This is a genomic window from Pseudonocardia sp. DR1-2 (assembly GCF_023717215.1).
Lineage (GTDB): Bacteria > Actinomycetota > Actinomycetes > Mycobacteriales > Pseudonocardiaceae > Pseudonocardia > Pseudonocardia alni.
Genome location: NZ_JAMQOF010000008.1, coordinates 170,184 through 183,429 on the forward strand (window position 1 = coordinate 170,184; position 13,246 = coordinate 183,429).

Sequence of the window (13,246 nt, forward strand, 5' to 3'; positions counted from 1 at the left end):
GTGCCGTACCGCCGTTCGCCGACGGCAACACCGGGGTAACCCGGCGGTCCTACCGTCGGGCGGATGGCGGCCCCCACCTCGCGCCCGGCACCGGTCGGCGACCGGCTCGGCGTCGTGCCGCCGCGGGACTCGGAGCTGCGGTTCCGCACCGTGCACGGCTACCGGCGGGCGTTCCGGGTGGCCGGCTCCGGGCCCGCGGTCGTGCTCGTGCACGGGATCGGCGACAGCTCGGCCACGTGGGAGGCGGTGTTCCCCGCACTGGCCCGGCGGCATCTGGTGATCGCCCCGGACCTGCTCGGGCACGGGCACTCGGACAAGCCGCGCGCCGACTACTCCGTCGCCGCCTACGCCAACGGGGTCCGCGACCTGCTCGGGGTCCTCGGGGTGCCCCGCGCGACGCTGGTGGGGCACTCGCTCGGCGGCGGCGTCGCCATGCAGTTCGCCTACCAGTACCCCGAACGCACCGAGCGTCTCGTGCTGGTCGGCACCGGCGGGGCGGGACCGGAGGTCACGCCGCTGCTGCGCGCGGTGAGCCTGCCCGGCGCGCACGCGGTGCTGGCGGCCTCGCAGCTGCCACCGCTGCGGTGGCAGCTCGGGTGGGCCCTGGACGCGCTGCGCCTGGTCGGGGCCGACCTCGGCCGCGACGCCGCCGACCTGCTCCGGCTGGTCGACGCGCTGCCCGACGCGACGTCGCGGACGGCGTTCATCCGGACGCTGCGCGCCGTCGTCGACTGGCGCGGGCAGGTGGTGACCATGCTCGATCGCTGCTACCTGACCCGTGGGATGCCGACCATGCTCGTGTGGGGCGCCCGGGACGCCGTCGTGCCGCTGGCGCACGCCCGCACCGCGCACGCCGCGATGCCGGGCAGCAGGCTGGAGGTCTTCGACGACGCCGGGCACTTCCCGCACCACAGCGACCCGGCCCGGTTCGTCGGGGTGCTGGAGGAGTTCCTGGGGTCCACCGACCCGGCGCGGTGGAGCCCGGAGCAGTGGCGCCAGCTGCTGCGCTGCCCCGCTCCCCCGCCCGCCGGCGTCGCCGGGGCGCGGCCGGGACCGGTCTCGGCGACCTGACCCGGGCCCGCGGTCAGAACACGAACCCCAGCCAGGTGCCGGCACAGCCGTGGCAGGCGCCGTGCGTCGTCGCGGCGCGGTGCACCGGGCGCAGGCAGATCACGCAGTGGGTCAGCCGGCGCCGGGCCCGGCGCAGCAGACCGTCGCGCACCTGGCGGACGGCGAGCCCGGCGTCGCCGTCCGGGTCGTCGCAGCCGGGCAGGACGGGTACCTCCACCGCGTCCGCCGGGTCCAGCACCGGGAGACGGCCGTCCCGTCGTGGTTCCGGGCGGGCCAGCAGCACCGGACCCGCCGGGGCGAACCCGAGCATCAGCTGCGGCGGCTCCCCGGCGACGAACCAGGCCACCGGGTCCGGCGTCGCGCCGGGCGGGAGGAGCCCCGCCGAGCGCAGGTCGGCGTCGGTCCAGCCGCCGCGACGCAGGTCGGCAGGGGTCAGCCCGAAGTGCCGCAGCCCGTCGGCGGGCAGGTCGAGCTCGCGCAGCTCCGTCGGGGACGGGACGCCGACGTAGACGGTCCCGCGCTCCCCCGCCGGCTCCGGGACGGGCCCGGTGTCGTGGCCTTCCGCGACGCGCCACGGGGCGGCGACGAGTACGGCGAGCACCCGCGGGTCGACGCCGAGGCGCCCGGCCACCTCCGCGGTGCGGTCCTCGGTCACGTGGTCCCCGATCCCTGCCTCCATCACACGCGCCGGGGCGGCTCCGGTGTCGGAGCCGCCCCGGTGTGGTGCGGTGTCGGTCAGCTGCAGCCGCTGGTGGAGCCGCAGCCCTCGCAGAGGTAGCAGGACCCGGCGGGGCGCATCTTCGTCCCGCAGGTCATGCACAGCGGTGCGTCGGCGGCCTTGCCCAGACGCAGCTCGAGCAGCTCGGTGGAGCTGCCGACCTCGACCGGCGCCGGATCGACACCGGCCTCCTTGCGCTCCTCGGTCGTCGGCACGGAGGAGCGGAACTCCTCCATGTCGAGCTTCTCGCCGGTGCCGTAGTCGTTCTCGACCTGCGCGGACCGCTCGTCGGAGGAGAAGATGCCCAGCTGGGCGCGCTTCTCGTACGGCAGGTGGTCCAGCGCCAGGCGGCGGAACAGGTAGTCCAGCACCGAGGTCGCGATCCGGACGTCCGGGTCGTCGGTCATCCCGGCAGGCTCGAAGCGCAGGTTGGAGAACTTCGAGACGTAGAACTCCAGCGGGATGCCGTACTGCAGACCCACCGAGATCGACATCGAGAAGGCGTCCATCACGCCGGCCAGGGTCGAGCCCTGCTTGCCGAGCTTGACGAAGATCTCGCCGAGGCCGTCGTCGGGGTAGCTGCCGGCGGTGAGGTAGCCCTCGGCGCCACCGACGGTGAACGACACGGTCTCGCTGGGCCGCTTCTTCGGCAGCCGCTTGCGGACCGGCCGCTGCTCGACGACGACGTGCTTCTCCGGCTCGGCGTCGGCCTTCTTGTCGCCGCCCTTGCCTGCGGACAGCGGCTGGCCGACCTTGCAGTTGTCGCGGTAGATCGCCAGGGCCTTGAGGCCGAGGCGCCACCCCTCGAGGTAGATCCGCTCGACGTCCTCGACGCTCGCCCGCTCGGGCATGTTGACCGTCTTGGAGATGGCACCGGACAGGAACGGCTGCGCGGCGGCCATCATGCGGACGTGGCCCATCGGGGCGATCGTCCGGTCGCCCATGGCGCAGTCGAACACCTCGTAGTGCTCGGGCTTCATGCCCGGGGCGTCGACCACGTGGCCGTGCTCGGCGACGTACTCGACGATCGCCTCGGCCTGCTCGGCCTGGTACCCGAGGTTGTCCAGGGCGCGGCGCACCGACTGGTTGACGATCTGCATGGAGCCGCCGCCGACCAGCTTCTTGAACTTGACCAGCGCCAGGTCCGGCTCGATGCCGGTCGTGTCGCAGTCCATCATCAGGCCGATCGTGCCGGTCGGGGCCAGCACCGACGCCTGCGCGTTGCGCCAGCCGTTGACCTGCCCGATGTCCTGGCACTGCTTCCAGACCTCGGTGGCGAGCTTCTGCACCGGGGTGCTGGAGGCGAAGGTGCGGATGCGGTCGTTCTCCGCGGCGTGCTTGCGGATGACGCGCTGGTGGGACTCGGCGTTGCGGGCGTAACCCTCGTACGGGCCGACGACGCCGGCGAGCTCGGCGGAGCGCTTGTACGCGGCACCGGTCATCAGCGAGGTGATGGACCCGGCGAGCGCGCGGCCGCCCTCGGAGTCGTACGCGTGGCCGGTCGCCATGAGCAGCGCGCCGAGGTTGGCGTAGCCGATGCCCAGCTGGCGGAACTTCCGGGTGGTGTCGGCGATCGGCTCGGTCGGGAAGTCCGCGAAGCAGATCGAGATGTCCATCGCGGTGATGATCAGCTCGACGGCCTTGGCGAAGGTCTCGGCGTCGAACCGGTCGTCGGAGTCGAGGAACTTCAGCAGGTTCAGCGACGCCAGGTTGCAGCTGGAGTTGTCCAGGTGCATGTACTCCGAGCACGGGTTCGACGCGCTGATGCGCCCCGACTCCGGGGTGGTGTGCCAGTCGTTGATCGTGCCGTCGTACTGGATGCCGGGGTCGGCGCAGTTCCAGGCCGCCTCGGCGATGCCGCGGAACAGCTTGCGGGCGTCGACGCGCTCGATGACCTCACCGGTCATGCGGGCACGCAGACCGAAGTCGGTGCCCCCCTCGACGGCGCGCATGAACTCGTCGGTGACGCGGACGGAGTTGTTGGCGTTCTGGTACTGCACCGAGGTGATGTCGGAGCCGCCCAGGTCCATGTCGAAGCCGGCGTCGCGCAGGACGCGGACCTTGGCCTCCTCCTTGGCCTTGGTCTCGACGAACTCCTCGATGTCGGGGTGGTCGACGTCGAGGACGACCATCTTCGCCGCGCGCCGCGTGGCGCCGCCGGACTTGATGGTGCCCGCGGAGGCGTCGGCACCGCGCATGAACGAGACTGGGCCCGAGGCGGTGCCGCCGGAGGACAGCAGCTCCTTCGACGAGCGGATGCGCGAGAGGTTCAGGCCGGCACCGGAGCCGCCCTTGAAGATCAGGCCCTCCTCGCGGTACCAGTTCAGGATCGACTCCATCGTGTCGTCGACCGAGAGGATGAAGCAGGCGCTGACCTGCTGCGGGCTGGCGGTCCCGACGTTGAACCACACCGGCGAGTTGAAGCTGAACACCTGGTGGATCAGCATCCAGGTCAGCTCGTGGTCGAAGATCTCGGCGTCGCCGTCGGTGGCGAAGTAGCCGTGCTCGAGACCGGCCCGCTTGTAGGTGCCGACGACCCGCTCGACGAGCTGCTTGAGGCTGGACTCGCGGGTGTCCGAGCCCACCGCGCCGCGGAAGTACTTGCTGGTGACGATGTTGGTGGCGTTGACCGACCAGCTGCGCGGGAACTCGACGCCGCGCTGCTCGAAGTTGACGGTGCCGTCGCGCCAGTTCGTCATGACGACGTCGCGGCGCTCCCACTCCACCTCCTCGTAGGGGTGGACCCCTTCGGTGGTGAAGACACGCTGCACGGTCAGGCCGGGCGCGCGCTTGGCGCCGGTCTTCCCGCGGCCACGCGACGGCTTGGCAGCCGCGCTCTCACCGGTGTCTGTCGTCGGGCCCCCGACGGTCTCGGTCATGAACTGCCTCCGCACATCCGACGCTTCTCCGCCCGCACGCTGGGGTGCGCGGACGGCTCTCTTCCCGGTACGACCGGCGACGACGACGCGCCGCTCAGCCGTCCGGGTGGTGACCGGCCTCGTCGTCGGCTGCTTCCCCGGCAGCCGCCGAACGCAGGTCGGCGATCTCCTTCTCGAAGTCCTCGATGGAGGAGAAGGACCGATAGACACTCGCGAACCGCAGGTACGCGACCTCGTCGAGCTCACGCAGCGGCCCGAGGATCGCCAGCCCGACCTCGTGGCTGGGGAGCTCCGCCGCCCCGCGCGCCCGCACCGTCTCCTCGACCCGGTGGGCGAGCTGTTGCAGGTCGTCCTCGTCGACCGGCCGGCCCTGGCACGCCCGCCGAACCCCGCCGACGACCTTCTGCCGGCTGAAGGGCTCGGTCACCCCGCTGCGCTTGACGACGGCGAGCACGGCCTCCTCGACCGTGGTGAACCGTCGTCCGCACGAGGTGCAGGACCGGCGCCGGCGGGTGCAGGTCCCGTCGTCGGCGGTCCGGGAGTCGATCACGCGGGAGTCCGGGTGTCGGCAGAACGGGCAGCGCATGGACGCTCACACCCCTCTTCCGTGACGTTCCAGAAACTCTCCGCAGCGATCCGTCCCCCCAACCAGTGGCGGAACGACACCAATGTAACCCCTACATCTAGGGGTACGCCATCCCGGGCCCGGTGCCACGCCGAGCTTCGCCCGATCGGGAACCGAGCCTCGCACACCACGTTCCGCGACCGGTCCGTCGCCGACGATCATGGAGCGGGGCATCGGCGCTGGTGGCGCCGAGGAACGTCGCGGGCGGCGCCGTCCGTCGCGCCGGAGGGACCGCGACCGGCGGCCACCCGATGCGGGGACACGCCCTGCGGACGCGCCCGGCGGCACGTCGCCGACTCCTCCGGCGACATCCCGGCGACCACGTCCCGACACCCGCGCGCCACCCCGCGCACGCCGTCACCCGATGCGACGCCGACGCGGCGTCCGTCGCTCCGCACCGTCACCACCTCGGACCGCCCCGCAGTGCACAGCCGTGCGAACCACGGGGAGCGGCGTCGCGCTGCGCGGCGCCGGCCGACGTCAGCGCACGGCGCCGACCGACGGCACGGCGGCCGCGGGGGCGTTCCAGCCCGCCGCCGCGTCGCCCAGCAGCCCGAGCGCCACCACCGCGGTCGTCGCGCAGAGCAGGGCCGCGACCCCGGTGAGGAACCGCTCCAGGCGCCCGCGGGCGCGGCTGCGGGCCGGACGCGGGCGCGCCGGGACCAGGCAGCGCCGGGACGGCGGACGGACGGTGCGCGGTGCCGGCACGGCCACCGACCGAGGACGGGGCGGCGCCGCGGCCGGCGCGGGCCGCGTCAGGGTCGCCGTCGCCCTCGGGGCCGGGTCCGCGGCGGTGCAGCGGGGCGTCCGGACCGCGGGGTTCGGACCGCCGGCGGGACCGGACACCGGGACACCGGCCCCGGGGGCGCCGGACACCGGAGCGCGCCGGGAACGGGCGGCGGGATGACGGGCCACCGACTCGGTCAGAGCGCGCTCGCGCGCCCCGTGGGCGGCCCACCGGTGGGCCGCGCGCGCGGCGGCCGACGAGCCGGCACCGGCCGCACCGGCGAGACCGTCGGCGGCCCGCACCCGCTCCCGGGCGGCGCGCCGGGCGCGCGAGGTGGGGGTGCCGGGCGCCGGGGCGCCGGTCAGGCAGCCGACCGCGCCGTGGTCGCGGATCCGCTCGTCGAGCTCTCGCATGGTTCCTCCTGCCGTCGGACCGCCCGTCCCCCGGGCGGTCTCGTCTCCCCCGCTCCCGACCGGCCCTTCCCCGAGCCCGGTCGAACGGGCGTACGAGCGGTGTAGCACCCGGCACCGACAACAACCGCGTTTTCGCAGGTCGTCGCCCGTGCCGGGGACGTTCTCAGCGTGGTGCGCCGACCGCGGGCGGCCCGGCCGGGCCGTGGGAGGCGACCGCGACGTCGGCGAGCACCCCGAGCGCGACGACCGCGGCCGCCGAGGCGAGCAGGACACCCGACGCGGCCACCGCACGGCGCACGACGCCCGGCACCCGGCCGGGCCGCACCCCGTCGGTCGCGGTGCGCCCCGGGACCCGCCCGATGACCGTCACGTCCCCGATGACCGCCGCACCCACGATCGCCACCCCCGCTGCCGTTCCCGCTGCCGGTCGCCCCCGCGCGGCCGGACGGCGACGCGGACCGCGTTCGATCGAACCAGTGTTCGATCGAACGCGTGTGCGATGTTGTACCACCGCGGCCCGACGGAATCCACGACACGCCCCGGGCGACTTCGAACGCATGTTTGGCGAACGGGCCCGTGGCGGCTAGGGTCGTCGCCGTAAGTACCCGAGGAGGCGAATGCGATGGCAGCGGACGACACCGGACACGGTGGTCCCGGCGTGACCGGCACCGCCGCGGACCGGGGATCCGCGAAGGTCCGGGAGTTCCCCGACCCCGCGGCCGACACCCGCGGCCTGACCCCGCGGCAGAAGAAGGTCCTGGCCGTCATCCGGGACTGGGTGGACCGGTACGGCTACCCGCCCAGCGTCCGCGAGATCGGTGACGCGGTGGGCCTCACGTCCACCTCGTCGGTGCACCACCAGCTCCGCACCCTGGAGCGCAAGGGCTTCCTCCGGCGCGACCCGAACCGCACCCGCGCGGTCGACGTCCGCAGCCCGGAGCAGATCGCCGGTACCGACGGGACGGACTCCGACACCGACACCGCCGACCTGCGTTCCGCGCGGCCGGCCCCGGCGTTCGTGCCGCTCATCGGCGACATCGCCGCCGGTGGCCCGATCCTGGCCGAGCAGGCCGTGCAGGACGTGTTCCCGCTGCCGCGCGAGATCGTCGGCGAGGGCACGCTGTTCCTGCTCAACGTCAAGGGCGACTCGATGGTCGACGCCGCGATCACCGACGGCGACTGGGTCGTCGTGCGCCAGCAGCCGGTGGCCGAGCAGGGCGAGGTCGTGGCCGCGATGATCGACGGCGAGGCGACCGTGAAGACGTTCCGCCGCAAGGACGGGCACATCTGGCTGATGCCCGCGAACGACGCCTACGACCCGATCCCGGGTGACGACGCGTCGATCCTGGGCCGCGTCGTGGCGGTCCTGCGCCGCCTCTGACCTCCTCGGACGGCGCCCGCTCCCGCGATCAGCGGGACCGGCGGCGCCGTCCGTGCAGGGACATCGCGACGGCGCCGGCGGCCAGCAGCGCCCCGAGCGCCGCGGCCCCGCCCGCGGCAGGCAGCCACGACGGGTACGTGCGGTACTCGGGCACCGCGGCGGGCTGAGGCACGACCGGTGCCTGCGGAACGGTCGCCGCGGACACCGCGCCCGGGACGACCGTGACCGCCGCCGCGGTCAGGCCCCGCGCCTCGCTCCCGGAGTGCAGCGCGCCCCGGCCGTCCGGGGCGATCGCCTCACCCTGCGCCTCCCCCGGCAACGGCACCGGCAGCGGTGCCCCGCCCAGGGCCGCGACCAGCGCGTCGGCCGTCGCCGGTCCGCCGGCGGGCAGCGGGAACACCCAGGCGTCGGTGTAGGTCCGCAGCACGGCGGCGCGCCCGCCGCCGGCCCCGGCCGGCGAGAGCCCGCCGCCGGTGACCGTACGCGACCCGGCGGCCCCGAGCGGCCCGCCGCCGGTGCCGGACCAGGGCAGCACCACCTGTGCCACCCGGCGCAGCTCCACGGGGCCCCCGCCGTCGCGCAGCGGCGCGGCGGGCCGGTACACCCCGGCGGCCCCGGTGGTCTTGTCGACCAGCAGGGGCACGCCGTCGTCGCCGACCAGCAGTGCCTCGACGTCGCGCGGACCGTCGGGGTGGACGAGGTCGTGCACCCGTGGCGGCCCGGACGGGGGCAGCACGACGAGCCGGACCGACCCGCGACGCGCCCCGTTGTCGCCGGTGTCGGCGAGCCACAGCTCCCCGCCCGGTCCGAGGCCGAGGTCCTCGACGTCGGTGACCGGGACGTCGGCCTGCCGGGTGCCGGTGACCGCACAGCCGGCCGGGTCCAGGGTGAACGTCCGCGCGGTCCCGCCGCCGTCGACGACGGCGTGGTAGCGCTGCGGGGCCGCGCCGGGCGGGCCCTCGGCGACCAGCCCGGACAGCTCCGCCAGCCGCGGGTCGTCGATCGAGCAGGCCGGGATCGCCCCGGGCGGCGGCGCGGCCGCACCCGTGAGCGCGCCGGTCAGGCAGAGGACCGCGGTCAGGCGGCGGGCCACGGTCCCGGGACCCGGCCGCCCGGCCGGTGGGACGCTCAGTGGCCCGCCGCCGTCGCCGGCAGGTCGGTGCCGGTCCCGGTCGGCAGGGCCGAGCCCGCCACCGCGAACGGCAGCACCGCGGTGCCCAGCTCGGGCTTCACCCGCGCCCGGATCCGGGTGCCGTCGGCGGTGTGTTCCTCGGCGAGGATCTCGCCGTCGTCGTGCAGCCGCGCGACCAGCGCACCCTCGGTGTAGGGCAGCAGGAGGTCGACCTCGTACTCCGGGCGCGGCAGTCGCTCGGCGATGCTCTCCCGGAGCCGGCTGATCCCGTCACCGCTGTGCGCGGAGACGAACACCGCGTCCGGCTGGGCGTGCCGCAGCCGGGCCAGCGCGAGGTCACCGGCCGCGTCGGTCTTGTTGATCACGAGCAGCTCGGGCGGCATCGTGTCGCCCGCAGCCTCACCGACCTCGACGAGCACCTGGCGGACCGCGGCGATCTGGTCGTCGGGCAGCGGGTCGGACCCGTCGACGACGTGCACCAGCAGGTCGGCCCGGGCTGCCTCCTCCAGCGTGGAGCGGAACGCCTCGACGAGCTGGTGCGGCAGGTGCCGCACGAACCCGACGGTGTCGGTGAGGGTGTACTCGTGCCCGTCGGGCGTCTGCGCCTTGCGGGTGGTCGGGTCCAGCGTCGCGAACAGCGCGTCCTGCACCAGCACGCCGGCGTCGGTGAGCTGGTTGAGCAGGCTCGACTTGCCCGCGTTGGTGTAGCCGACGATCGCGACCGACGGGATCTCGTTGCGGCGACGGCTGCCGCGCTGGGTCTCGCGGACCTGGCGCATCGCACCGATCTCGCGGCGCAGCTTCGACATGCGCGCGCGGATCCGGCGCCGGTCCAGCTCGATCTTCGTCTCACCGGGGCCACGGCCACCGATACCGACACCGCCCGCGGCGCGGCCACCGACCTGCCGGGACAGCGCCTCACCCCAGCCGCGCAGCCGCGGCAGCAGGTAGGACAGCTGCGCGAGCTCGACCTGGGCCTTGCCGTCCCGGGAACGGGCGTGCTGGGCGAAGATGTCGAGGATCAGCGCGGTCCGGTCGATGACCTTGACCTTGAGCCGCTCCTCCAGCTGGCGGAGCTGGCCGGGTGACAGCTCGCCGTCGCAGATGACGGTGTCGGCGCCGGTGGCGCGGACGGTTCCGAGCAGTTCCTCGACCTTGCCGGAGCCGATGAACGTGGCCGGGTCCGGGCTGGAGCGGCGCTGGACCAGGCCGTCCATCACCTCGGAACCGGCGGTCTCGGCGAGGCGGGCCAGCTCGGTCATCGAGTTCTCGGCCTGCTCGGCCGTGCCCTCGGTCCAGACGCCGACGAGCACGACCCGCTCCAGCTGGAGCTTGCGGTACTCGACCTCGGTGATGTCGGTGAGCTCGGTGGACAGCCCGTGGATCCGGCGCAACGACGTGCGCTCCTCCAGGTCGAGCTCGCCACCCGTCGGAACCGGGTTCGACGCGGAGGGGGTCACGGAGGGGTGCGTGTGGGCATCAGTCATCTCGACCCCATCCTCCCACGTCGCGGGGCCCGTGTCCGCCCGGATTCGCGACGCTCAGGCGGGCGCGTCCCACCACGCCCGGTCCAGCTCCCCGGACGCGAGCAGCACGGCCGGGCCGTGCAGCGTCGTGGGCCCGGTCCGTTCGTCGGTACCCGCCTCCACCGTCACCCGCAGCAGCCCGCCCGGGACGGTGACCTGCACGTCGCCGGCGGAGTGCCCGGCGTGCCGCAGCGCGGCGACGGCGGCGGCGACGGTCCCGGTGCCGCAGGAACGGGTCTCCCCCACGCCGCGCTCGTGCACCCGCATCCGGATCCGGCCGCCGTCGGCGGGACCGTCCAGCGGGGTCAGGAACTCGACGTTCACCCCGTTCGGGAACAGCGCCGGGTCGAACGAGGGCGCGTGGGTCAGGTCGAGGGTGTCCGGGTCGGCCGCGGTGACGCAGGCCAGGTGCGGGTTGCCGACGTCGAGGGCGATGCCGTCGACACGCGCGTCGCCGCTGGTGGCGACCGACGCCGGGCCGACGCCGACCGTGCCGAGCCCGACCGAGACCCCGTCCGGCCCGACCGCGGTGTCGAGCACCCCGTTGCGGGTGCCGACCGGCCCGCCGGTGGCCCAGCCGCGCTCGTGCAGGTAGCGGGCGAACACGCGCAGGCCGTTGCCGCACATCTCGGCGAGCGAGCCGTCGGCGTTGCGGTAGTCCATGAACCACTCGACGCCGTCGGCGGGCTCACCGACGCCGGGCTCCCCGGCGAGCTTCGCCCAGCGCACGACCCGCAGCACCCCGTCCGCGCCGAGGCCGCGGCGGCGGTCGCACAGGGCGGCGACGCGCGCCGGGGTGAGGTCGAGCGCGGCGTCCGGGTCGGGCAGCACCACGAAGTCGTTCTGCGTGCCGTGCCCCTTGCTGAACGCGATGCCGCCGGTCATGCCACCAGCCTACGAGCGAGCACCGCGCGCGCCGCGGCCACCAGGTCCGGGTCGGCACCGTCGAGCCAGTGGATGCGGCGGTCGCGGCGGAACCAGGAGCGCTGGCGGCGCACGAACCGCCGGGTCGCCCGGACCGTCTCCTCCCGGACACCGGCGAGGTCGGGGTGGGCGGGGTCGCGGTCGAGGGCCTCGATCACCTGCCGGTAGCCCAGCGCGCGGGACGCCGTGCGGCCCTGCGCCAGCCCGTGGCGGAGCAGGGTGCGGGTCTCGTCGACCAGACCGTCGTCGAGCATCCGGTCCACCCGCAACGCGACGCGCTCGTCGAGCTCGGCGACGTCGCGGTCCACGCCGAGCAGCACGGCGTCGTAGCGGGGGGTGCCCGCGCCGGGCAGCGTCGCCCGGAACGGCCGGCCGGTCAGCGCGATCACCTCGAGCGCGCGGACGATCCTCCGCCCGTTCGAGGGCAGCACCTGCTCCGCGGCGACCGGGTCGACCGCGGCGAGGCGGGCGTGCAGCGCGCCGGACCCGTCGCGGTCCAGCTCGGCCTCCAGCGCGGCGCGCAGCTCCGGGTCGGTGCCGGGGAACTCCAGCTCGTCCAGCACGGCCTGCACGTAGAGACCCGAGCCGCCGACGAGCACCGGGGTGCGTCCGGCGGCGCGCAGCTCCTCGACGACCGCCCGGGCCTCGCGCTGGTAGGCCGCGACCGAGGCGGTCTCGGTGACGTCGAGGACGTCGAGCTGGTGGTGGACGATGCCGCGCCGCTCGTGCGGGGCGAGCTTCGCGGTGCCGACGTCCAGGCCGCGGTAGAGCTGCATCGCGTCGGCGTTGACGACCTCCCCGCCCAGCGCCAGTGCCAGCTCCAGCCCGAGGTCGGACTTGCCGGTCGCGGTCGGCCCGACCACGACCACGAGCGGCGGTGCCGTCGACGGAGGGGCGTTCACGCCGGTTCCCACAGCGCCACGTGGTAGGCGACGCCGTAGGGCATCGAGGTGTGCCGGTGCGCCGCCGTCCAGGCCCGCCCGCGCGCGGCACCCGCGAGGACCTGCCAGGGCGCGCGGCCGGACGCCCAGAGAGCGGCGGCGCCGTCCGGGTCGAGCCGGGCGAGCGTCTCGGGGTCACCGGCGTCGAACGCGGCGGCGACGACGGCGTCGAACGCCTCGGCGCGGCCGTCGAACCCGCCGGGGGCCTTCGCGGTGTGCTTGGCCGCGCCGTCACCGACGACGAGCAGCCCGACCCCCTCGCCGGCGAGCTCCGCGCCCAGCGCCAGGCAGTCGGCGACCGGGGCGTCCGGCGCGACGAGCTCGCCGCGCGCCGACCCGACCCCGGCCGGCACCGCGGCCCAGGCCGCGACCAGCAGCGGGAGCGGGAGCTCCGGGCCCTCGTCGGGACCGGCCGGACCGGGCAGCGCGACGGGGACGTCGCGGCCGTAGCCGGCGAAGGTGCCGCGGGTACCCGGGGCGACGGTGCGCCGCCCGCCGGGATCGGCGCCGACGACGACCCAGCTGTCCGCGGCCGCGGCCAGACCCGTCACGGCGGTGGCGACGGCCTCGCGCAGCCCCTCGGTCTCGACCGCCGCGTCGCCGCTCAGGGCGGGGACGAGGAGCGGGGGCTGGGGCAGGACGGCGATCGCGGCGGGCACGGGATCCGAGGGTAATCAGCGCTCCCCCGCCGCGACGCCCGTACCCGGCCGGGGGCGCGCGGTTCCCCCGAGGGCGGTGGACCTGCTTGAATCGCCGTTCCGGCCTCCGCACCGCGCGAGGGGCCCGGTGCGCGCACGGCCCCGGACGGACATCCGCACCGGGGCGCCCGCCCCCGCGGCGGGCCGAACGAGGAGGACCTACCGGTGTCCGAGACCCACGCGACCGACGCTGCAGGACAGGGTGCCGAGC

The 13,246-nt window shown here is 75.2% G+C and carries 12 protein-coding genes; 2 read left to right on the top strand and 10 right to left on the bottom strand.

Annotated elements, in window-relative coordinates:
• Positions 1-63 precede the first annotated feature (63 nt).
• A complete protein-coding gene (locus ND486_RS23290; protein WP_083474253.1) occupies positions 64-1,071 on the top strand; it encodes an alpha/beta fold hydrolase in 1,008 nt (335 codons plus the stop codon).
• A gap of 13 nt (positions 1,072-1,084) precedes the next feature.
• Here the strand turns inward: ND486_RS23290 and ND486_RS23295 are convergent, their stop codons facing one another.
• The 5 genes from ND486_RS23295 to ND486_RS23315 form a co-directional block, all read right to left on the bottom strand.
• Positions 1,085-1,726: a hypothetical protein gene (locus ND486_RS23295; RefSeq protein ID WP_251786605.1), complete on the bottom strand. Its 642-nt coding sequence runs from the start codon at positions 1,724-1,726 to the stop codon at positions 1,085-1,087.
• A gap of 80 nt (positions 1,727-1,806) precedes the next feature.
• Positions 1,807-4,668 carry a vitamin B12-dependent ribonucleotide reductase gene (locus tag ND486_RS23300; protein ID WP_062396651.1) on the bottom strand — a complete coding sequence of 954 codons (2,862 nt, stop codon included), beginning with the start codon at positions 4,666-4,668 and terminating at the stop codon, positions 1,807-1,809.
• Positions 4,669-4,762: 94 nt separating this feature from the next.
• Entirely contained in the window at positions 4,763-5,254 is a 492-nt protein-coding gene (gene nrdR, locus ND486_RS23305) for a transcriptional regulator NrdR (RefSeq protein WP_062396654.1), read from the bottom strand.
• Positions 5,255-5,773: 519 nt separating this feature from the next.
• The gene (locus tag ND486_RS23310; RefSeq protein ID WP_251786606.1) at positions 5,774-6,433 is read right to left on the bottom strand and encodes a hypothetical protein; all 660 of its coding nucleotides are present in this window, start codon (positions 6,431-6,433) and stop codon (positions 5,774-5,776) included.
• 163 nt (positions 6,434-6,596) lie between these two features.
• On the bottom strand, positions 6,597-6,827 hold the full coding sequence (locus tag ND486_RS23315) for a hypothetical protein (protein WP_251786607.1): 231 nt from the start codon (positions 6,825-6,827) through the stop codon (positions 6,597-6,599).
• Between the two features lie 228 nt (positions 6,828-7,055).
• Here ND486_RS23315 and lexA point away from each other — a divergent pair, with 228 nt between their 5' ends.
• Complete coding sequence (lexA, locus tag ND486_RS23320) at positions 7,056-7,814, top strand: transcriptional repressor LexA (protein ID WP_062396661.1); 759 nt, start codon at positions 7,056-7,058, stop codon at positions 7,812-7,814.
• A 28-nt stretch (positions 7,815-7,842) separates the two neighbouring features.
• Here lexA and ND486_RS23325 read toward each other — a convergent pair whose 3' ends face one another.
• The 5 genes from ND486_RS23325 to ND486_RS23345 are packed head-to-tail and all read right to left on the bottom strand — an operon-like array spanning position 7,843 to position 12,996.
• Positions 7,843-8,907 carry a hypothetical protein gene (locus ND486_RS23325; protein WP_251786608.1) on the bottom strand — a complete coding sequence of 355 codons (1,065 nt, stop codon included), beginning with the start codon at positions 8,905-8,907 and terminating at the stop codon, positions 7,843-7,845.
• A gap of 35 nt (positions 8,908-8,942) precedes the next feature.
• Positions 8,943-10,433, bottom strand: coding sequence for a GTPase HflX (gene hflX / locus ND486_RS23330; protein ID WP_251786609.1), 1,491 nt, complete (start codon positions 10,431-10,433; stop codon positions 8,943-8,945).
• A 54-nt stretch (positions 10,434-10,487) separates the two neighbouring features.
• Positions 10,488-11,357 (bottom strand): diaminopimelate epimerase, encoded by an 870-nt coding sequence (dapF, locus tag ND486_RS23335; protein ID WP_251786610.1) that lies wholly within the window; start codon positions 11,355-11,357, stop codon positions 10,488-10,490.
• On the bottom strand, positions 11,354-12,298 hold the full coding sequence (gene miaA, locus ND486_RS23340) for a tRNA (adenosine(37)-N6)-dimethylallyltransferase MiaA (RefSeq protein WP_251786611.1): 945 nt from the start codon (positions 12,296-12,298) through the stop codon (positions 11,354-11,356). The genes dapF and miaA overlap by 4 nt, the downstream gene beginning before the upstream one ends.
• On the bottom strand, positions 12,295-12,996 hold the full coding sequence (locus tag ND486_RS23345) for a hypothetical protein (protein WP_251786612.1): 702 nt from the start codon (positions 12,994-12,996) through the stop codon (positions 12,295-12,297). The genes miaA and ND486_RS23345 overlap by 4 nt, the downstream gene beginning before the upstream one ends.
• Positions 12,997-13,246: the final 250 nt, after the last annotated feature.

What these genes read in the sequence shown, in the direction of transcription:
- ND486_RS23300 (WP_062396651.1), bottom strand. Translation starts at nt 4,668, where the DNA reads ATGACCGAGACCGTCGGGGGCCCGACGACAGACACCGGTGAGAGCGCG.
- lexA (WP_062396661.1), top strand. Translation starts at nt 7,056, where the DNA reads ATGGCAGCGGACGACACCGGACACGGTGGTCCCGGCGTGACCGGCACC.
- dapF (WP_251786610.1), bottom strand. Translation starts at nt 11,357, where the DNA reads ATGACCGGCGGCATCGCGTTCAGCAAGGGGCACGGCACGCAGAACGAC.
- hflX (WP_251786609.1), bottom strand. Translation starts at nt 10,433, where the DNA reads ATGACTGATGCCCACACGCACCCCTCCGTGACCCCCTCCGCGTCGAAC.
- nrdR (WP_062396654.1), bottom strand. Translation starts at nt 5,254, where the DNA reads ATGCGCTGCCCGTTCTGCCGACACCCGGACTCCCGCGTGATCGACTCC.
- ND486_RS23310 (WP_251786606.1), bottom strand. Translation starts at nt 6,433, where the DNA reads ATGCGAGAGCTCGACGAGCGGATCCGCGACCACGGCGCGGTCGGCTGC.
- ND486_RS23290 (WP_083474253.1), top strand. Translation starts at nt 64, where the DNA reads ATGGCGGCCCCCACCTCGCGCCCGGCACCGGTCGGCGACCGGCTCGGC.